The sequence below is a fragment of the Xylanimonas protaetiae genome, assembly GCF_004135385.1.
GTDB lineage: Bacteria > Actinomycetota > Actinomycetes > Actinomycetales > Cellulomonadaceae > Xylanimonas > Xylanimonas protaetiae.
The window spans coordinates 576,430-596,134 of sequence record NZ_CP035493.1 but is presented as its reverse complement, the minus strand read 5'-3'; the positions used below and the strand labels follow the sequence as shown (position 1 = coordinate 596,134).

The 19,705-nt window shown below is 75.2% G+C and carries 15 protein-coding genes and 2 pseudogenes; 13 read left to right on the top strand and 4 right to left on the bottom strand.

Annotated elements, in window-relative coordinates:
- The first annotated feature begins 7 nt into the window (after window positions 1-7).
- The 3 genes from ET471_RS02570 (at window position 8) to ET471_RS02560 (ending at window position 3,345) form a co-directional block, all read left to right on the top strand.
- Window positions 8-346 (top strand): DUF3349 domain-containing protein, encoded by a 339-nt coding sequence (locus ET471_RS02570; protein ID WP_207207316.1) that lies wholly within the window; start codon window positions 8-10, stop codon window positions 344-346.
- Between the two features lie 93 nt (window positions 347-439).
- Entirely contained in the window at window positions 440-1,870 is a 1,431-nt protein-coding gene (locus tag ET471_RS02565) for a hypothetical protein (protein ID WP_129186464.1), read from the top strand.
- Entirely contained in the window at window positions 1,870-3,345 is a 1,476-nt protein-coding gene (locus tag ET471_RS02560; protein ID WP_129186463.1) for a family 20 glycosylhydrolase, read from the top strand. The genes ET471_RS02565 and ET471_RS02560 overlap by 1 nt, the downstream gene beginning before the upstream one ends.
- Before the next feature lie 34 nt (window positions 3,346-3,379).
- On the opposite strand, the gene ET471_RS02555 is transcribed toward ET471_RS02560, so the two are convergent.
- Window positions 3,380-3,829, bottom strand: coding sequence for an NUDIX domain-containing protein (locus ET471_RS02555; RefSeq protein WP_242496490.1), 450 nt, complete (start codon window positions 3,827-3,829; stop codon window positions 3,380-3,382).
- Between the two features lie 32 nt (window positions 3,830-3,861).
- Window positions 3,862-5,577, bottom strand: coding sequence for a dolichyl-phosphate-mannose--protein mannosyltransferase (locus ET471_RS02550; protein ID WP_242496390.1), 1,716 nt, complete (start codon window positions 5,575-5,577; stop codon window positions 3,862-3,864).
- Between the two features lie 34 nt (window positions 5,578-5,611).
- Between ET471_RS02550 and rsmI the strand changes: the two genes are divergently transcribed.
- The gene (rsmI, locus tag ET471_RS02545; protein WP_129186460.1) at window positions 5,612-6,541 is read left to right on the top strand and encodes a 16S rRNA (cytidine(1402)-2'-O)-methyltransferase; all 930 of its coding nucleotides are present in this window, start codon (window positions 5,612-5,614) and stop codon (window positions 6,539-6,541) included.
- A 90-nt stretch (window positions 6,542-6,631) separates the two neighbouring features.
- Here the strand turns inward: rsmI and ET471_RS02540 are convergent, their stop codons facing one another.
- A complete protein-coding gene (locus ET471_RS02540) occupies window positions 6,632-7,207 on the bottom strand; it encodes an isochorismatase family protein (RefSeq protein WP_129186459.1) in 576 nt (191 codons plus the stop codon).
- A gap of 48 nt (window positions 7,208-7,255) precedes the next feature.
- Window positions 7,256-7,792, bottom strand: a complete 537-nt coding sequence (locus ET471_RS02535) for a hypothetical protein (RefSeq protein ID WP_129186458.1) — start codon at window positions 7,790-7,792, stop codon at window positions 7,256-7,258.
- 104 nt (window positions 7,793-7,896) lie between these two features.
- On the opposite strand from ET471_RS02535, the gene ET471_RS02530 reads away from it, so the two are divergent.
- The 9 genes and pseudogenes from ET471_RS02530 to ET471_RS02490 all read left to right on the top strand — a co-directional run bounded on the left by ET471_RS02530 (window position 7,897) and on the right by ET471_RS02490 (window position 19,694).
- Window positions 7,897-9,243: a PQQ-dependent sugar dehydrogenase gene (locus ET471_RS02530; protein WP_129186457.1), complete on the top strand. Its 1,347-nt coding sequence runs from the start codon at window positions 7,897-7,899 to the stop codon at window positions 9,241-9,243.
- 20 nt (window positions 9,244-9,263) lie between these two features.
- Window positions 9,264-10,873, top strand: a pseudogene (gene metG / locus ET471_RS02525) (methionine--tRNA ligase).
- 45 nt (window positions 10,874-10,918) lie between these two features.
- Window positions 10,919-11,869: a TatD family hydrolase gene (locus ET471_RS02520; protein ID WP_129186456.1), complete on the top strand. Its 951-nt coding sequence runs from the start codon at window positions 10,919-10,921 to the stop codon at window positions 11,867-11,869.
- Window positions 11,870-11,901: 32 nt separating this feature from the next.
- Window positions 11,902-13,149, top strand: a complete 1,248-nt coding sequence (locus tag ET471_RS02515) for a resuscitation-promoting factor (protein WP_129186455.1) — start codon at window positions 11,902-11,904, stop codon at window positions 13,147-13,149.
- Between the two features lie 166 nt (window positions 13,150-13,315).
- Window positions 13,316-14,554, top strand: coding sequence for a resuscitation-promoting factor (locus tag ET471_RS02510; RefSeq protein ID WP_242496389.1), 1,239 nt, complete (start codon window positions 13,316-13,318; stop codon window positions 14,552-14,554).
- Between the two features lie 272 nt (window positions 14,555-14,826).
- Window positions 14,827-15,960: a resuscitation-promoting factor gene (locus ET471_RS02505; protein ID WP_242496388.1), complete on the top strand. Its 1,134-nt coding sequence runs from the start codon at window positions 14,827-14,829 to the stop codon at window positions 15,958-15,960.
- A 328-nt stretch (window positions 15,961-16,288) separates the two neighbouring features.
- Window positions 16,289-17,602: a resuscitation-promoting factor gene (locus ET471_RS02500; protein ID WP_242496387.1), complete on the top strand. Its 1,314-nt coding sequence runs from the start codon at window positions 16,289-16,291 to the stop codon at window positions 17,600-17,602.
- Window positions 17,603-17,649: 47 nt separating this feature from the next.
- Window positions 17,650-18,495, top strand: a pseudogene (gene rsmA, locus ET471_RS02495) (16S rRNA (adenine(1518)-N(6)/adenine(1519)-N(6))-dimethyltransferase RsmA); the annotation flags it as partial.
- Between the two features lie 236 nt (window positions 18,496-18,731).
- Window positions 18,732-19,694 carry a 4-(cytidine 5'-diphospho)-2-C-methyl-D-erythritol kinase gene (locus ET471_RS02490; protein WP_129186452.1) on the top strand — a complete coding sequence of 321 codons (963 nt, stop codon included), beginning with the start codon at window positions 18,732-18,734 and terminating at the stop codon, window positions 19,692-19,694.
- Window positions 19,695-19,705 lie beyond the last annotated feature (11 nt).

Genomic DNA, 19,705 nt, shown 5'->3' with positions numbered 1-19,705 from the left:
GGTCGCGATGACGACGCACGAGAACCGGATGCAGCGGATCCTGGGCTGGCTGCGGGGGGGCTACAACGAGGGCGTCCCGCACCAGGACTACATCCCGCTGCTCGAGGTGCTGCACCGCAGGCTCTCCGACGCGGAGGTCGACGCCGTCGTGGGGACGCTCATCGAGGACGAACCGGAGCCGCTGAGCCGCAGCGCGATCATCGACGCGATGAAGCGGCGCGTCCTCGAGCGCCCGACGGAGGAGGACGTCGCCCGGGTCGTCGCGCGCCTGGCGAGCGCCGGGTTCGCCGTCGGCGACGACGGCGACGACCCGTCGGGCCGGTTCGCCGTGCGCGAGGACTTCTGAGGTCGGCCTGTCGGCGAACCTCGTGGGTCCCGGTTCGGCGACGATCCGTGCACGGCGTGGCGAGGCCCTCCGCGGATGGGTGAGGATGGGCACGTGGATCTCCGTCAGGTACGACTCGTGCGTCGCGCGGTGGTCGCCACCCTCGCCCTCGCCCTGACGGCCGGGCTCGTGGGCTGCGCCCCGGAGCCCGACGTCCCCACCGCCTCCCCGTCGGGCGCGCCCGCCGTCGAGGTCCGTCAGCTCCAGGACCACACGACGACGCTGACCGCGGCCGACCCGGCGGAGCTCGCCCTCGACGCGAGCCGGCTCGTGTTCGAGCGCGCGCCCGTCGTCGTGCTGGCGTCGTTCGGCGACGAGGCCGCGGCCCCCGTGCTGTCCGCCGTCGCCACCGCGCTCGACGCCCCCGTGCTGTGGGCGGACGGACCCGCCGACCGCAGCGTGCAGAGCGAGGCGGAGCGGCTGGGCGCGCGCGGCGCCGTCGTCGTCGAGGACGACCGGCTGCCCGTCGACGGCGACGCCACCCCGTCGGCCGCGACCGCCGCCGCCGACGCCGCGGGCCTGAAGGTCGTGCACCTCGACCCCGACGCGGCCGTGACCGACGGACCCGACGGGGCGCCCGTCATGGAGCACGCGGCCCTGGAGGACCTGCGCCACGCGCTCGGCGACACCCTGCCGACGACGCCGGCGACCCGGCTCACCGAGGTGCTCGCGCTCGTCGACCCCACCGACGGGCAGGAGGCCGCGCTCGCCACGCTGCGGGCGGCCGGAGCCGTGACGGAGGTCGTCCCGGGCGGCGACCTGGGCGCGACGGCCGCGTCCGTCCGCACCGTCAACGACGCGCAGGCGCTCACCGTCGTCGGCGTCGGGCCGGGCTTCGCCGACGCCGACGCGTTCGCGTGGCAGGTCGCCGCCGCCGAGACCGGGCAGGTGCTCCCGAACGGCACCCAGCGCCTGGCCGGCGCGACCTTCGCCGCGACCGCCGCCCGCGTGAGCGACGCGCCCCAGCAGATGCTCGCCGCGACCGACGACGACCCGCCCTCGGCCCCCGCCGACCCGGCCGCCTCGACGACGCTGCCGACCCTCGTGCTGCGGGCCTCGGCACGCGTGCGCGAGGCCGGCACGGACCGCACGTACCTGCGCCCCGAGACGGTCGAGACGCTCACCCCGCTCGTCGAGGCCGCCCGCCGCAAGGGCCTCTACGTCGTGCTCGAGCTCGAGGGCGGCAGCGCCACCCTGCTCGACCAGGTGCGGGCGCTCGACCCGCTGCTGAGCACGGGCGGCGTCGGCGTCCTGGTGCACCCGGAGCAGCGCCGCTCGGGCGCCGGGCGCGAGCGCGGCGGGGCCGTCACGGTCGCCGAGCTCCAAGAGGTCGTGGACCACCTGGCCGCGCTGACGGCCGACCACGCCCTGCCGCAGGTGCTGCTCGCCGTGCACTCGCTCGGCACCGCCGTCGAGGGCGGCGACGCCCTCGCCGCCCGGCCGCAGGTCGCGGTCGTCGACTCCGGGGTCCTGGAAGGACTGTGATGACTGCTGCGTTCCCGCTGGTCCCGTGGCCGACGACCGTGGAGCCGGGGGAGGGGACGCTCGACGTCGCGCGCGTCGTCGTGGTCAGCGACCACCCGCTGCGCTGGACGCCGCTGGCCACCGAGCTGCTCGCGCCGCTCGGCGTCGAGGTGACGGGCGCAGGCCCGCAGGTGCTGGCGAAGCGCGGCAAGGCGCCCGCGGGCACCGTGGTGGAGCTGGTGCTGGAGCCCGGCGCCGACGACGAGTCCTACGCGCTCGACGTGCGCCCGGACGGCGTGACGGTCACCGCCCCCGCCGAGGTGGGCCTGCTGCACGGCCTGCGCACCCTGCGCCAGCTCGTCGGCCCGGAGCGCACCGCCCCCGTCGTCGCCGTGCGCGACGCCCCGCGGTTCGCGTGGCGGGGGCTGACATTCGACGTCGCACGCCACTGGTTCGGGCCCGCGGTGCTGCGCCGCGTCGTCGACCTCGCCGGGGCGTACAAGCTGCGCGTGCTGCACCTGCACCTCACCGACGACCAGGGCTGGCGTATCGAGGTGCCGTCCCGGCCGGCGCTCGCGGACGTCTCGGGACGCACGCAGTCCGGCGGCCTCGTGCCCGACGGCGAGCGCGGCTACCTCACCCTGGACGAGTACCGCGACCTCCAGGAGTACGCCGCCGCCCGGTTCGTCGAGATCGTGCCCGAGATCGACCTGCCCGGGCACACCAACGCCGCCACGCACGCGTGCGGCGAGCTACGGCCCGACGGCGTGCCCACGCCCGCGTACGGCGGCATGGAGGTGGGGTTCTCGCGGCTGTGGATCGACAACCCCGCCACCGGGCCGTGGGTCCGCGACGTGCTCGGCGACGTCGCCGCCGCCACGCTCGGGCGGTACGTGCACGTGGGCGGCGACGAGTGCCACACGCTCGACGAGCCCGAGTACGTGCAGCTCGTCGACCTCGCGCTCGACGCCGTGCGCGCCGCCGGGAAGACGCCCGTCGCCTGGCAGGAGGCCGCGCCCGCGGACGTCGCGGGCGCGATCCTCCAGTACTGGGACCCGCGCGTGGATCCCGCACCGTTCTTCAAGGCCGCCGCAGCCGGCGCCAGGTTCGTCATGTCACCCGCGTCGCACGCCTACGTCGACCAGAAGCCCGAGGCCGGCCACCCGATCGGCCAGGACTGGATCGGGCACGACGTCGACCTCCACGACTCCTACGAGTGGGAGCCGACGGCGACCATCCCCGGCCTGCCCGCCGAGGCCGTCGCCGGCGTCTCCGCCGCGCTGTGGACCGAGACGATCGAGACCGTCGACCACGTCTTCTCGATGCTGCTGCCGCGCGTGCCCGCCCTCGCCGAGGTGGCGTGGACGCCCGCGTCGTCGCGCGACTGGCAGTCGTTCCGGACGCGCGTCGTCGCGCACGCCCGCACCTGGGACGCCGAGGGCTGGGCCTGGCACCGCAGCAAGGACGCCGCCTGGGCGCCCGCCGTGGGGGCCTGAGCCTTCGCGGGTGTCGACCGACGCGATGTTCGCATCACGGTGACGGACGGACGAGGCCCCAGGTCGTGCGGTTGCTCTCCCAGAAGAGCCTGTCCTCGACCTCTGCGGCGTCGACCCACCTGAAGTCGGTGTGTTCTTCGGGGTTGACCGTGACCTCGGACTCGTCCGTGCACAGCCTGAACAGGGCCTTGTTCACGGACAGGTCCGAGCTGATGGGCACGAGGATGTCCCGAGCGACGAGATCGAGGTCCGAGGAGGAAGCGATGAGCCCGGTCTCCTCTCGCAGCTCGCGCACGGCGGCTTCGCGAACGTCTTCCTCTCCCTCGACGCCACCCGTGACGGGTTGCCAGAAGGCCGGGTGATCGCGTCCTGCGGCGACGCGAAGCAGAAGGACCCTGCCGGCGTTCTCGACCCACAGCTCGATGCTCTGGCGGATCATCCGTTCCTCTCCGGTTCGGGGTCCTGACGTGGACTTCTCGTCCATGGCGGCCACGGACGCCAGCATGCGTCTGCGACCTAGATCCAGTTGCGCAGCACCATGACGTGGCGCCAGAACTGGAACGGCACGGGCTGGGCCGTCCACAGCGGGTAGAAGATCGCGGACACGGCCAGGATCGCCGCGACGACGGCGGCGATGGCCCACACCACCTTGCGGCGCGCCGCGGGCCTGTTCTCGGTGTGCTCCAGCCCGATGACGCCCACGTACACGAGCGTGAGCACCACCCACGGGGCGAACGCGATCGTGTAGAAGGTGAACACGGTGCGCTGCGTGCTGTCGTACGTGACGACCCACGGCAGCCAGCCCGCGATGGTCCCGGAGAGCACCGCCAACGCGCGCCAGTCGCGGCGCGTGACGCCGAAGACGACGACGGCGACGATCGCGAGCGCCGCGAGCCACCACAGCAGCGGGTTGCCGAGCGACGTGATGGCCTGCGTCGTCTCGCCCTGCGGGTTCCAGTAGAACGAGGTGGGGCGCCACTGGATGATCCAGCCGATCGGGTTCGACCGGTAGCTGTGCTCCGTCGTCAGGCCTGTGTGGAAGTTCCACATCTGCACGTGGTACTGCACGAACGAGCGCAGGGCCTCGGGCAGCCAGGTGACGCCCTGGCCCGGGTTCTGCGCGGCCCACTGGCGGCCCCAGGCGCCGGGCGTCGCGAACCACGACCACCACGTCGCCACGTAGACCAGCACGGCCGTCGGCACGATCTGCAGGAACGCGGGCAGCCCGTCGACGACGAGCGCGTCCTCCCACCAGCGGCCGATGCCGGCCCGGCGGCGCGCCGACAGGTCCCACAGCACCGTGAGGAGCCCGAAGGCGGCGACGAAGTACAGCCCCGACCACTTGGAGCCGCAGGCCAGGCCGAGCGACACGCCCGCGGCCAGGCGCCACCAGCGGAACCCCAGCCGCGGCCCGTACCGGTCGACGCTCCCGCCCGCGCCGAGGATCGACGCCACCCGTCCGGCCAGCCGCCGTCGCGCCCACTCGCGGTCCATGACCAGGCAGCCGAACGCCACGAGCGCGAAGAACATGACGTACTGGTCGAGCAGCGCGACGCGTGAGTGCACGATCGCCGCGCCGTCGACGGCGAACAGCAGACCCGCGACCAGGCCCATCGGCGTCGACGCGAACAGGCGGCGCGCGATCCGGATGATCAGCAGCACCGCGAGGATGCCGACGACGGCGTTCGCGAGCCGCCACGCGGCACTGGACGTGGCCCCGCCGCCCAGGTCCATGCCCAGCGAGATGAGCCACTTGCCCACCTGCGGGTGGACCACGTAGGCGGCCGTGTGGAGGTACGTCTCGACGTTCCCGGCCTCGAACGCCGGGTTCGGGTCCGGGGGCCACTGCGCCTCGAAGCCCAGGCGCCCCAGCGTGAACGCGTCCTTGACGTAGTACGTCTCGTCGAACACGAGCGAGCCCGGGCGGCCCAGGTTCTGCAGGCGGGTCACGGCGGCCAGGACGACGATCAGGACCGTGCCCACCCAGTCGACCAGCCGCTCGCGCCGCCCCGTGCCGAGCGCGAGCCGCTGGCGGCCCAGCAGGGCGCGCAGCAGGCGGTCGTGCGTGGGCTCGTCGACGACGGCGGTCGCGGACGTGGGCTCGAACAGCCCGCGCTCGGCCCGCTGCTCCGTCAGCAGCCGCGCGCGCACCGGCGGCGGCGCGTCGACCAGCGGCGACTCGAACGTGGTCGGGGCCGGCTCGCCGGGGCGGGCGTCCTGGGGGTCGGTCACCGTCGCATCGTAGGGGGCGTGGGATCGTAGGGCCATGAGCCTCACGCCGGATGACGCGCCCGGGACCGGAGACGACGCCGCGGACGCCCGCGTCTCCGGCGTCCCGGCGCGCGAGGCCGGCTCGCTCGTCCTCGCCGCGACCCCGATCGGCAACTCCGAGGACGCCTCCGCGCGCCTGCGCCGCCTGCTGACGACGGCCGACGTCGTCGCCGCGGAGGACACCCGGCGGCTGCACGCGCTCGCCGACCGGCTGGGCGTGCGCGTGGGCGGCCGGGTCGTGTCGTTCTACGAGCACAACGAGGCGGCCCGCGCCGACGAGCTGCTCGACGTCGTCGACGGCGGCGGCACCGTCGTCGTCGTGACGGACGCCGGGATGCCCGCCGTGTCCGACCCCGGGTTCCGGGCGGTCGCGCGGGCCGTGGAGCGCGGCGTGCGGGTGACGGCGGCGCCCGGGCCGTCGGCGGTGCTGACGGCGCTGGCGCTGTCGGGGCTGCCCACGGACCGGTTCACGTTCGAGGGGTTCGCGCCCCGCAAGCCCGGCGACCGGTCGCGCACCTTCGCGGCGCTCGCCGCGGAGCCGCGCACGATGGTGTTCTTCGAGGCGCCGCACCGCATCGCGGCGACGCTCGCGGCGATGTCCGCGGTGTTCGGGGCCGACCGCCCGGCGGCCGTGTGCCGCGAGCTGACGAAGACCTACGAGGAGGTGCTGCGCGGCCCGCTGTCCGCGCTGGTCTCCGAGGTCGAGGCCCGCGAGGCGGACGGCGGCCCGGGCCTGCGCGGCGAGATCTGCGTCGTCGTCGGGGGAGCCCCGGCCGCGGAGACGCCGTCGCTGGAGGACCTGGTGGGCGAGGTCCTGGAAAGGGTGGCCGCGGGCGAACGCCTCAAGGAGGCGGCCGCCGCGGTGGCGGAGGCCTCGGGCGCGAGCCGCCGCGACCTCTACAACGCGGCCCTCGCGGCCCGCTGACGTTCAGCCGGCACCATCGCTCGTCAAGCCGGCACTCTGTCGTCAGACCGGCACCCCGGGCGCACGGTCTGACGACAGAGTGCCGGGCTGTCACCCCTCGCTGGGGGTGAGGGTGACACCGGCGGCCTTCAGGGTCGCCTCTGCCTCTGCGCCCTGCTCCGGCGACACCGGGATCGTCAGGTCTGTCAGGACCGTCGTCGGCCAGCCCAGGCGGGCCGCGTCGAGGGCCGTGTGCTTGACGCAGTGCGACAGCACCAGGCCGACGACGTCCACCGCGTCGACGTCCTCGTCGCGCAGGAGCTGCTCGAGCGTGCGGCCCGACGACTCCACGCCGTCGAAGCCCGAGTAGCCGGGGTCGAACTGGCCCTTCTTGATCGACGCGTCGAACGTCAGCCCGGCGAGCGCCGGGTGCAGCTCGGCGTGGGGCGTGCCCGCGACGCCGTGCGGCGGCCACGAGTCGACGAAGTCCGGGTGGTCGCTGAAGTGGGGGCCCGGGTCGACGTGCCAGTCCTGCGTGGTGACGACGACGGCGTACCGGTCGCGGTGCGCGCGCAGGTACGCCGCGACGTCGTCGGCGACGCGGTTGCCGCCGTCGACGGCGAGCTCACCGCCCTCGCAGAAGGTGGGCTGGACGTCGACGACGACGAGGGCGCGGCGGGAGGTCATGCCACCAGCCTGTCATCCCGTGCCACGGGTGGAGAGCCGCCGGCCGGGTCAGGCCGACGGCGGCGGGTATCCCGGGCCGGAACCGGTCGGGTCCGTGGGCGGCATCCCCGGGGCGCCGCCGACGCCGGGCATGCCCGTGCCGGGGATGCCGGTGCCGGTGCCACGCGGCCCGCCGCGGTCGAGGCGCTCGTCGATCTCGCCCTGCACCTTGTCGGCGATCGGCCGGGCGGCCGCGACGAGCCGGTCGTCGACCATGTCGTAGACGATCGTGCCGACCCACACGATGAGCGTCGCCCACACCCACGTCATGAAGCCCGAGATCCGCATCGGGGTCAGGAGCGTCGTGACGATGAGGGACAGCAGCACCGTCGCCAGGCCGATCACCCACGTGTAGCCGTGGACGCTCTTGCCGAGCGTCCGGGTCAGCACGGGGCGGATCAGTGTGATCGACAGCGTGAACAGGGCCCACGCGAGGAGTCCCGTCAGGAAGGGCACGTGCATCCGGGACAGGACGATGTCCGCGATCGTCAGCGTGATGCCGTAGGCGATGGCGGCGACGACGAAGCTCAGCACTCTGGGGTTCATGGATCCTCCTCGACCCGATGATTCCGCTTCTGGCCAGCGTAGGCGCCTGGCGGGCAGGTCGCCCTGGGATGCGCTCCGGAGGGCGGACCGGTCACGATGGGTCGATGAGGCCCGCAGGCGGAGGACGGCGGCGACGGCCGGGGCGCTCGCGGCCGACGGCGGTCGCGGCGGGGCTCGCCGTGCTCGTCGCCGCGGTGGCCGCGGGGTGCGACGCGGGCGTCCCCGCGCCGCCGGCCCCGGAGGCGTCCGCGCAGGTCAGCGGCAGCCCTGGGACGACCGCCGACGCCGACCGCCCCGTGCTCGGCTCCTCCGCGCCGGTCACGGCCGAGGTCACGACGGTCGCCACCGGTCTGCCTGCGCCGTGGGCCCTCGCCCCGCTGCCCGACGGGCGCCTCCTCGTCACGCTGCGCGACGAGGCCCGCGTCGTCGTCGTCGACCCCGACGACGGGGACGTCGTGCGGGTGCGCGGCGACGGCGCGGACCAGCTCGCGCGGGAGACGCGGCCCGGCGGAGAGGCCGGCCTGCTCGGTGCGGCCGTCGACGCGTCGGCCGGAGAGGGAGCCGTCACCGTGTTCCTCTACCGCACGGGCGCGGACGCCAACGCCGTCGTGCGCGGGAGCCTGACGCTCGGAGGCGAACCCGAGCTCGGCGGGCTCACCACGGTGCTCGACGGCATCCCGAAGGCCGGCAACCACGACGGCGGCCGCCTCAAGCTCGGGCCGGACGGCTACCTCTACGTCACCACGGGCGACGCCGGCGACCGGCCGGCCGCGCAGGACCCGGCGTCGCTCGGCGGCAAGATCCTGCGCATCACGCCCGACGGCGACCCCGCGCCGGGCAACCCGGACCCGGGGTCGCCCGTGTGGAGCCTGGGGCACCGCAACGTCCAGGGCATCGCGTGGGACGCGGACGGCCGGATGCTCGCGAGCGAGTTCGGGCAGGACACGTGGGACGAGCTCAACGAGATCCGGCCGGGCGCGAACTACGGCTGGCCCGAGGTCGAAGGTGCCGGCCCGGAGTCCGCCCCGGGCCCGGTCGGCGGCCCTGCCGTCGCGGACGGCTTCGCCCGCCCGCTGGCAACGTGGCGCACGCGCGACGCATCGCCGTCGGGCCTCGCGATCGCGGGCGGACCGATCGTCGGTTCGGGGTCGGATCGTCGATCCGAACCGACGATCAGTCCCCGAACCGACGATCAGCCTGGGGTGGGTGCGGCCGCCTACCTCGCGTCGCTGCGCGGGGAGCGGTTGTGGCGGGTGCCGCTCGGACCGGGTGCGGGCGGGGGTGTTGCCGTTGGGGTGCCGCAGGTGGTGGTCGACGGCGAGGGGCGGCTGCGCGACGTCGTCGCCGCCCCCGACGGGTCGCTGTGGGTGCTGACGAACAACACCGACGGGCGCGGGAGACCCCGCGACGGCGACGACCGGCTGCTCCACGTGGTGATCGCGCCGGACTGACCGCGCGCGACGCATCTACCATGGGGCGCATGCCCGCGAAGCCGTTCTACCTGACGACGCCGATCTACTACGTCAACGACGCCCCCCACATCGGGCACGCGTACACGACCGTGGCGGCGGACGTCGTCACGCGGTGGCACCGCCAGCGGCAGGAGGACGTCTGGTTCCTCACCGGCACCGACGAGCACGGCGAGAAGGTGCTGCGCACCGCCACCGCCCACGGCGTGAGCCCGCAGGAGTGGGCCGACCGGCTCGTCGAGACCGCGTGGAAGCCCGTGCTGCACACGCTCGACGCGCGCAACGACGACTTCATCCGCACCACCGAGGCCCGCCACGAGACCGCGGTGCAGACGTTCCTCACGGACCTGCACGACAAGGGCGAGATCTACGAGGGCAGCTACGAGGGCCCGTACTGCGTGGGCTGCGAGGAGTACAAGCTTCCCGGCGACCTCGTCGACGGCACCGGCGACTTCGAGGGCCAGAAGGTGTGCCCGATCCACCTCAAGCCGGTCGAGATGCTCGCCGAGCAGAACTACTTCTTCCGCATGAGCGCGTACGCCGACCGCCTGCTCGCGCTCTACGAGGAGCACCCCGAGTTCGTGCAGCCGGCGTCCGCCCGCAACGAGGTCATCGGGTTCGTCAAGCAAGGGCTCCAGGACCTGTCGATCTCCCGCTCCACGTTCGACTGGGGGTGCCGATCCCGTGGGACGACAAGCACGTCCTCTACGTGTGGTTCGACGCGCTGCTCAACTACGCGACCGCCGTCGGGTACGGCGCGGACCCCGAGCGGTTCGAGAAGGTGTGGCCCGCGAGCGTCCACCTGGTCGGCAAGGACATCCTGCGGTTCCACGCGGTCATCTGGCCCGCCATGCTCATGGCCGCGGGCCTGCCGCTGCCGCAGCAGGTGTTCGCGCACGGCTGGCTGCTCGTGGGCGGCGAGAAGATGTCGAAGTCGCGCCTGACGGGCATCGCGCCGAGCGACATCATCGACACGTTCGGCTCCGACGCGTTCCGGTACTACTTCATGCGGACCATCGCGTTCGGCGGCGACGGCTCGTTCTCCTGGGAGGACATGGTCGCGCGCTACAACGGCGAGCTCGCCAACGGGTTCGGCAACCTCGCCTCGCGCGTCGCGGCGATGGTCGGCAAGTACTTCGGCGGGGCGCTGCCCGCGCCGGGCGTGCTCACCGACCTGGAGACCGGCCTGGAGGCCGTGGCCGCGCAGGCCGTCGCCGACGCCGAGGCCGCGATCGACAGGCTCGCCATCCACGACGCGCTCGCCGCCGTGTGGACGCTCGTCGACGCCGCGAACCTCTACATCACCGAGACGCAGCCGTGGAAGGTGGCCAAGGAGCCGGGCGAGACCGACGCCGACGGCCACGGCGTGGACGGCGGCCGCCTGGCGACGTCGCTCGTCACGGCTGCCGAGGCGCTGCGGGCGCTCGCGGTGCTGCTGCACCCGGTGACGCCCAAGGCGGCCGCCGCGCTGTGGGAGGCGCTGGGCGCCGAGGCCGCGCTCGGGTCGCTCGCGGCGCAGCCGGTGAGCTCGGCGGCGTCGTTCGGCGCGCTGCCGGCCGGCACGACGGTCACGAAGGGCGCGGCGCTGTTCCCGCGCCTCGAGGAGAGCTGACCCCAGCGCTCGCGCGCGCCGCGGACCGACGCACGAAGGAGAACCGTGGCACGCCAGCGTGAGCGGGGGTTCCCCGCGGACCCCGAGCCGTTGCCCGTCGCCGTCGCGGACAACCACACGCACCTCGAGTCGATCGCGCACGTCCTGCCCGACGACGCCGCGGTGCCCACGGTCGCCGAGCACGTCGCCTGGGCCGCGGCCGCGGGCGTCGACCGGATCGTGCAGGTGGGCTGCGACCTGCTCTCGGCGCGGTGGACCGACGCGCTGCTGCGCGGCGAGCTGTCGCAGTCTCGCGATGCGGACGCCCCCGACGTCCGCCGTGCGCTCGTCGGGGCGATCGCGATCCACCCCAACGAAGCCGTCCTGCACGCCGACGCCCACGACGTCGGGCCGGACGGGCAGACGTACGAGCGCGAGCCGCACCACCACGTCCCGCTGGACGACGCCGTCGCGGAGATCGCCGCGCTCGCCAAGGCCAACGACCGCATCCGTGCCATCGGCGAGACCGGGCTCGACAACTTCCGTACAGGTCCGCGCGGCGCTGCTGTACAACGCGAGTCGTTCCGCGCCCACCTGGCCCTCGCCAAGGAGCTCGGGCTGCCCGTCCAGATCCACGACCGGGACGCGCACGCGCAGGTCGTCGAGGTCCTGCTCGCCGACGGCGCCCCCGAGCGCACGGTGTTCCACTCCTTCTCCGGCGACGTCGAGATGGCCCGACTCGCCGCGCGGCACGGATGGTTCCTCAGCTTCGCCGGGCCCGTGACGTACAAGGCGAACGGCCATCTGCGCGAGGCGCTGCGCGCGGTGCCGCTCGAGCTCGTGCTCGCCGAGACCGACGCGCCGTACCTCCCGCCGCACCCGTTCCGCGGCCAGCCCAACGCCCCGTACGTCGTCGCGCACACGGTGCGGGCCATGGCGGACGTGCTCGAACGTCCGCTCGACGAGGTGTGCGCCGCCCTCTCGGCCACCTCCGAGGCGGTCTACGGGCTTTGGTGACGGGCCCGGCGACCCGATAGCCTCTGGTGCTCGTGGCACGAAGGGCGCGCACGAGACACACCGGCCGCAAGGGCCGCCGGTTCGCCGAGCCCGCTCCGCGACCCGTCGCCCGGCTCTCGCGCCGCGCCTCCCACCCGCAGGGCGTCGCCCGCGTGCTCCTCCACGCCCTCGTCGTCGTCGGCCTCGCCGGGGCCTCCTACGGCCTGGTCGAGTCGCACAAGACCGTGACGATCGACGACGACGGCCAGATCCGCCGCGTCTCCGCCTACGGCCGCACCGTCGCGGACGTGCTCGCCTTCCAGGGCATCGAGGTCCGGCGCGGCGACGCCGTCACGCCCGGGTCCTCGCACCGCGTGACGGACGGCTCGACCATCGTGGTCCGCTCCGCGCGCCAGGTCACGCTCGAGGTGGACGGGCACTCCTCCACCTTCACGACGACGGCGCTCACGGTCGGCGACGTCATCGCGGCGCTCGGCGCGCGCGGCGACGGGGCGCTCGCGACGGCGTCGCGCTCCGACATGCTGGGCCGCGAGCCCGTCCGGGTGTCCACGATGAAGACCGTCGACGTGTCGGTCGACGGCCAGGTGCTGGCGCTGCACACCACGGAGGCCTCGGTGCGCGGCGTGCTGCGCGAGGCCGGCATCACGCTCGCCGACGGCGACGCGACGTCCGTGCCGCTCGGCGCCGCGGCCGTCGACGGCATGGTGGTGGTCGTCGCGCGCAGCTCGATGGGCGCGGACACCGTGACCGAGGTGCTGCCCTTCGCGACGCAGACCATCGAGGAGCCCGCGCTGCCGCAGGGCTACCGCCACGTGCGCACCGTGGGCCGCGCGGGCCAGGCCACGACGTCGTACGCCACGAGGTCGCTCAACGGCACGGAGGTGGAGCGCACCGTCGTCGCGCGCGTGGTGACGCGCGAGCCGCGCGACGAGGTCGTCGTCGTCGGCACGATGCCGCCCAGCGCGATCAAGGTGGACCCGGGCTCGGCCAGGGCGACCGCCCGGGCGCTCCTGGCCGAGCGCGGCTGGGGCGACGACCAGTTCGCGTGCCTCGACAAGCTGTGGACCAAGGAGTCGGGCTGGCGGGTCGACGCTGAGAACGCGTCGTCGGGCGCGTACGGCATCCCGCAGGCCCTGCCCGGCAGCAAGATGGCGTCGGTCGCCGCCGACTGGCGCACCAACCCGGCCACGCAGATCACGTGGGGCCTCGGCTACATCGCCGGCCGCTACGGCACGCCGTGCGCCGCGTGGGAGCACTCGATCGACTCCGGCTGGTACTGACCCGCACGTCCTAGGTACCACGCACGCGGCGCGCACCCGGCGCCGTCGCACCGGTCGCGGCGCCCCGCTGCGCTTGGCAGCCCGGGCCGCGATCTGGCTACGGTCGCTGCCGTTCGTGCCCGACGCCCCCGGATTCCGACCGTGGGCGGCGACCGTCTGGATCCTTGTGACCGAGAAGCCCGACCATCACCCCGAGACCGTCGAGATCGCGATCGCCGAGACCGCCGTCGCCGGCGAGCCGGCGCCCGTGACCCGCGCCGTCCAGCGCGTCGAGGTCCGCCGTCGCAGCCGCCGCCGCGGCCTGGCCGTCACGGCCGCCGTCACCGCCGTCGCGCTCGGCGCCGGGGCCGTCGTCCTCGCCGACGCGCACAAGACGGTCACGCTCGACGTCGACGGCGAGGTCGCGCGCGTGTCCACGTTCGCGGGGTCCGTCGAGGGGCTGCTGCGGGCCCGCGACGTCGAGGTCGGTGAGCACGACACCGTGACCCCCGGGCCCGGCGCCACGCTGCGCGACGGCGCCGACGTCGTCGTCCGGACCGCGCGGGAGCTGACGTTCGAGGCCGACGGCACGCAGCAGACCGGCTGGGTGGCCGCGCTCGACGCCGACGACGCCCTGCGGCACCTGGCCTCGCGCGGCGGCGAGGTGCGCCTCGTCGCGTCGCGGTCGGGCGCCCGGCCGGAGCTGCCGCTCCCGCTGCGCGCCGACGGCGGGCAGGTCGACGTCGTCGCCGACGGCGAGACGTCCACCCTCGACTACGACGGCGCGGGCCTGGGCCAGGTGCTCACGCGCGCCGGGGTGCGGGTCGCCCCGGACGACGTCGTCAGCGTCGTCCCGGCCTCCCGCTCGGGCGAGCGCCCCGGCGTGGTCACGGTCGTGGTCCAGCGCGTCGTCACCGAGGACGTCACCACGACGACGCCGCTGCCCTTCACTCGCACCGAGCGCCGCGACGCGCAGCGGTTCGAGGACCTGCGCCCGCGCGTCGAGCGGGCGGGCGTCGAGGGCGTCCGCACCGTCGTCGAGCGCGTGACGACGGTCGACGGCGTCGAGACCGAGCGCGTGCTCCTCTCCGAGGAGGAGGTCGCGGCGGTGAACGAGGTCGTGGCGGTCGGCACGCGACCTCGCCCCGCGCCGCAGCCCGCGGCCCCGGTCCAGAGCGGCGTCGGCGACGACGTCTGGGTGCGCCTCGCGCAGTGCGAGTCCGGTGGGCGGCCCCATGTCGTCTCGCCCGGCGGCCGGTTCCACGGGCTGTACCAGTTCTCGGTGGCGACGTGGCGCTCGGTGGGAGGCCAGGGCCTGCCGTCGCAGGCGTCGCCCGCCGAGCAGCGCATGCGCGCGCAGATGCTCCAGGCGCGTTCCGGCTGGGGCCAGTGGCCGGCCTGCGCCCGGCGCCTCGGGCTGCTGTAGCCGGGAAGATTCCCGGGCATACCGGGACGGAGCGGCCGCTCACGGTTGGCGCTCGGTCACGACGCGGTTACGGTCGCTGGGATCTGCACGAGTCCGTGCGGTCCTGACCCCGGGTCTGGCCCACGGCACGACCGGCAAGGACCAGCGTGACAGCACCCCACAGCACCCACGCTTCTGCCCCTGCGAGCGCCGCCCCGGTGGTGCTCCCGATCGACGACGACCCGCGGCCGCAGCCGGCGGGTCGTCGGCGTCGAAGGCTCCTCGCTGCCGGCGTGGCCGCCGTGGCGCTGCTCGCCGGCGGCGTCACGGGCGCGGTGGCGGACGCGCGCAAGACGGTCAGCCTCGACGTCGACGGCCGCGTCGTCCAGGTCTCCACGTTCGCCGGGTCCGTCGAGGGGCTGCTGCGCGCGCAGGGCGTGCGCCTGGGCGAGCACGACGTCGTCGCCCCCGACCCGGGGGCGCGCCTGCGCGACGGCGCGGACGTCGTCGTGCGCTTCGGGCGGCAGCTCACGCTCGACGCGGACGGGCAGCGCCGGCAGGTCTGGGTCGCCGCGCTCGACGCCGACGACGCCCTGCGCAGCCTCGCCGGGCGCGGCGACGACGTGCGGCTGGTGGCCTCGCGGTCCGGGGACCGGCTCTCGCTCCCGCTGCGGCTCGCGGCCGACGGCGGCGACGTCGCCGTGGTGGCCGACGGGCAGACCCGCACCGTCAGGGACCCGGGCACGGGCGTCGACGCGGTGCTGGCCGAGGCCGGCGTGAGCGTGGACGACGACGACCAGGTCGACGTGACGCCCGCGGGGGCGTCGGCGGGGGCGTCGGCGGGCGCGCAGGTGGTGCTCGCCGTGCGGCGCGTGCTGACGCAGGACGTCCCGACGGTGACGCCGCTGCCGTTCGCGCGCGTCGAGCGACCGGACCCGGGCCGGTACGCGGACCTCGACCCGGTGGTCGTGCAGGCCGGCGTGGCGGGCTCGCGCACGCGCGTCGAGCGCGTGACCACCGTGGACGGCGTCGAGACCGCCCGCACGCTCGTGTCCGAGCAGGACACGAGCGCGCCCGTGGACGAGGTGGTCGCTGTCGGGACGCGCGCCCGGCCGGTGGCGCCGCCGCCCGTGCGACCGGCGACACCCGCCACGCCGGCGACGCCGGACGCGCCGCAGGCCCCGTCGGGCGACGTCTGGGCGGCGCTCGCCCAGTGCGAGTCGGGCGGCAACCCGGCCGCCGTCTCGTCGAACGGGCTCTACCACGGCCTCTACCAGTTCACGGTGTCGACGTGGCGTGCGATGGGCGGCAGCGGCCTGCCGTCGGAGGCCTCGCCCGCGGAGCAGACGCAGCGCGCGCAGGCGCTCCAGGCGCGCTCCGGCTGGGGGCAGTGGCCGGCCTGCGCGCGCAAGCTCGGGCTCCTGTAGCGGGGCGCCGCCCGGCGCGCCCGGGTCGTCCGATACGCGCCAGACCTCCCGTGGCCTTCGCCACCTTCGGGTACTGGGGGTTTGGAAAACGATAACGACTCGGTTACGGTCGAGTGTCCTCACCGGGTTCCAGCCCGACATGTGCGATCGCAGCGCGATCGCCGGAGGCAGGCCCGGACGCCGGGCCGCGACCGCCGGATCGGCCGGTCGAGTCCGCAGGAGCGGCCCGCACGGGTCGTGAGCGCGCCCGTGCGGCGTGCGACGCGGAGGCCCGTCGAGGCCCGCAGCTCGGCCGCCCGTGCCCGGAGACCACGACGTCTGGACCCCCGTGACTCTCGTTGCACCTCAGACCTCCGACGAGGTCGACGCCACCACCGACAGCACCCCCACCCCCGCGCCGCGCCCGAGCCGGCGCGGCCGCCTGCCCCTCGTCGCCGGGCTCGTGGCCGCCTCGCTCGCCGTGTCCGGCGGCGCCTACGCGGTCAGCGACGCGCACAAGACCATCACGCTCGACGTCGACGGCCAGACCACGCAGGTCTCGACGTTCGCCGGCTCGGTCCAGAACCTGCTCGACGCCCAGGGCGTCCGCCTCTCCGCGCACGACCTCGTCTCGCCCGCCGCCGACGCCTCCCTGACCGACGGCGCCGACGTCGTGGTGCGGTTCGCCCGCGAGGTCACCGTCCAGGCCGGCGGCCAGGAGACCACCACCTGGGTGACCGCCCTCGACGCGCACGAGGCGCTCTCCGCCCTCGCCGCGCGCGGCGGCGACGTCGCCCTCGTGGCCTCGCGCTCCGGCGACCGCGCCTCCCTCGGGCTGCGCCTCGACGCCGACGGCCCCGTCGCGGTCGTCGCCGACGGCGCCACCCAGGTCGTCGACGCCGGGACCGGCGCCGTCGACGACGTGCTCCGGTCCGCCGGCATCACGCTCGGCGCGTCCGACACCGTCCGCGTCCTCAGCCTCGCCTCCGCGGGCGTCGACCCGGCCGCCGCGCCCGGCACCGACGTCGCCGTCGTCGTGCAGCGCGTCGCCGAGCAGGACGTCACCACGACCTTCCCGCTGGCGTTCGAGACGCAGGACCAGGACGACGCCGGGCTGTACAAGGGCGAGTCCAAGGTCCTCCAGGAGGGCGCCGACGGCGTCCGCACCGTCGTCGAGCACGTCACGACGGTCGACGGCCAGGAGACCTCGCGCACCGTCGTCTCCGACGAGGTGACCACGGCCCCCGTGGCCAAGATCGTCGCCCGCGGGACCAAGGACCGCCCCGTCGCGCCGAAGGCGCCCAGCACGTCCGCCGCGAGCGGCTCGACGAGCACCGGCGGCACGACCGGCCCGGTCATGTCGGGCTCGCCCCGTGCGATCGGCCAGGAGCTGGCCGCAGCACGCGGCTGGACCGGCAGCCAGTGGCAGTGCCTCGACTCCCTCTTCCAGAAGGAGTCCGGCTGGAACCCGTCCGCGCAGAACAAGTCCTCGGGCGCCTACGGCATCCCGCAGGCGCTGCCCGGCTCGAAGATGGGCTCGGTCGCGTCCGACTGGCGCACCAACCCCGCCACGCAGATCACGTGGGGCCTCAACTACATCGCCGGCCGCTACGGCACGCCGTGCGGCGCGTGGTCCCACTCGCAGTCGTCGGGCTGGTACTGAGAGCCAGCGCCGCTGCGCGGTGGGCCCGCCTCGGTAGGCTCACCACCATGACTGACACCCCCAACGCCCTGCTCGGCCCTGCGGAGATCCGCGAGCTGGCAGGGCGTCTGGGCGTCCGGCCCACGAAGACGCTCGGCCAGAACTTCGTGCACGACGCCGGGACGGTCCGCAAGATCGTCCGCGCGTCGGGCGTGCAGCCCGGGCAGCGCGTCGTCGAGGTGGGGCCGGGGCTCGGCTCCCTGACGCTCGGGCTGCTGGAGGCGGGGGCGTCCGTCGTCGCCGTCGAGATCGACCCCGTGCTCGCGGGCGAGATCGCGACCACGGTCGAGCGGCACATCCCGGGGGCTTCGTTCGAGGTCGTGCTGTCCGACGCGCTCGACGTGCATACCCTGCCCGGGCCGCCGCCCACGGCGCTCGTGGCGAACCTGCCGTACAACGTCGCGGTGCCCGTGCTGCTGACGATGCTCGAGCGGTTCCCGTCGCTCGAGTCGGTGCTCGTCATGGTCCAGGCCGAGGTCGCCGACCGCGTCGCCGCCGGGCCGGGGTCGAAGATCTACGGCGTGCCGTCGGTCAAGGCGGCCTGGTACGCGCGGGCGTGGCGCTCGCTCACCGTGTCCCGCACCGTGTTCTGGCCCGTGCCCAACGTGGACTCGGCCCTGGTGGCGCTGGAGCGCCGCGACCCGCCGCCCACCGCGGCGACGCGCGAGCAGGTGTTCGCCGTCGTCGACGCCGCGTTCGCGCAGCGGCGCAAGACGCTGCGGGCGGCCCTCGCCGGGCTGTTCGGCTCCGGCGCCGCGGCCGAGACGGCGCTGCGGGCCGCCGGCGTGGACCCGAGCGCCCGCGGCGAGACGCTCGACGTCGTCGCGTTCGCCCGCATCGCCGAGCAGTGGGGCGGAGCCGCGACGCAGGCGGACGCGGCGGAGCAAGTCCTGCCGGAGTCGCGGCGCAGCCGCGCTGCGACCAGCAAGCCCGAGCAGTGGGGCGGAGCCGCGACGCAGGCGGACGCGGCGGAGCAAGTCCTGCCGGAGTCGCGGCGCAGCCGCGCTGCGACCAGCAAGCCCGAGCAGTGGGGCGGAGCCGCGACGCCGGACGGTGTGCAGCCTCCGGCGCCCCCTGGCACGGTGGACGAGTGAACCGCCCCGGACCGACGCGCACCCCCCGCCTGACCGCCGCGCCGCCCCCGTCCGTGCGGGTCCGGGCTCCCGGCAAGGTCAACCTGTCGCTGCGCGTCGGCGCGCTCGACGTCGACGGCTACCACCCGCTGGTCAGCGTGTTCCAGGCGGTCGCGCTGTTCGAGGAGGTCACGGCCACGCAGGCCGCCGCGGGCTCCGGCGTCTCCCTCACGGTGGACGGGCCGCAGGCCGAGGCGGTGCCGCTCGACCGGTCGAACCTCGCCTGGAAGGCGGCCGAGCTGCTCGCCGCGCACACCGGCGTCGAGCCCGACGTCGCGCTGCACGTGCGCAAGGGAGTGCCGGTCGCGGGCGGCATGGCCGGCGGGTCCGCCGACGCCGCGGCCGCGCTCGTCGCGTGCGACGCCCTGTGGGAGACGGGCCTGCCGCGCCCCAGCCTCGTCGAGCTCGCGGCGGCGCTCGGCTCGGACGTGCCGTTCTGCCTGCTCGGGCACACCGCCGTCGGCACGGGGCGCGGGCACCTGCTCACGCCCGCGATGACGCGCGGCGAGTTCCACTGGGTGTTCGGCGCCTCCGCCCGGGGGCTGTCGACGCCCCGGGTCTTCGGGGCGTTCGACGAGCTGACGGGCGGCACCGCGCCGCCGCCCGAGCTCGACGACGACACCGCGCTCATGCAGGCCCTGCGTGCCGGCGACCCGACGGCGCTCGGCGCCGCGCTGCACAACGACCTCCAGGACGCGGCCCTGTCGCTGCGCCCCGACCTGGCCCGCACGCTCGAGATCGCCCAGGAGGCGCACGCGCTCGGCGCGATCGTCTCGGGGTCGGGCCCGACGGTCGCGGCCCTGGCCCGGTCTCGTCAGCACGCCCTGGCCATCGCCGCGACGTGGACGGCCGAGGGCGCGGCGGACAGCGTCTGGACGACCACGGGCCCCGCGGCGGGGGCGCGCGTCGTCGCGTCCTGAGCGGTCATCTG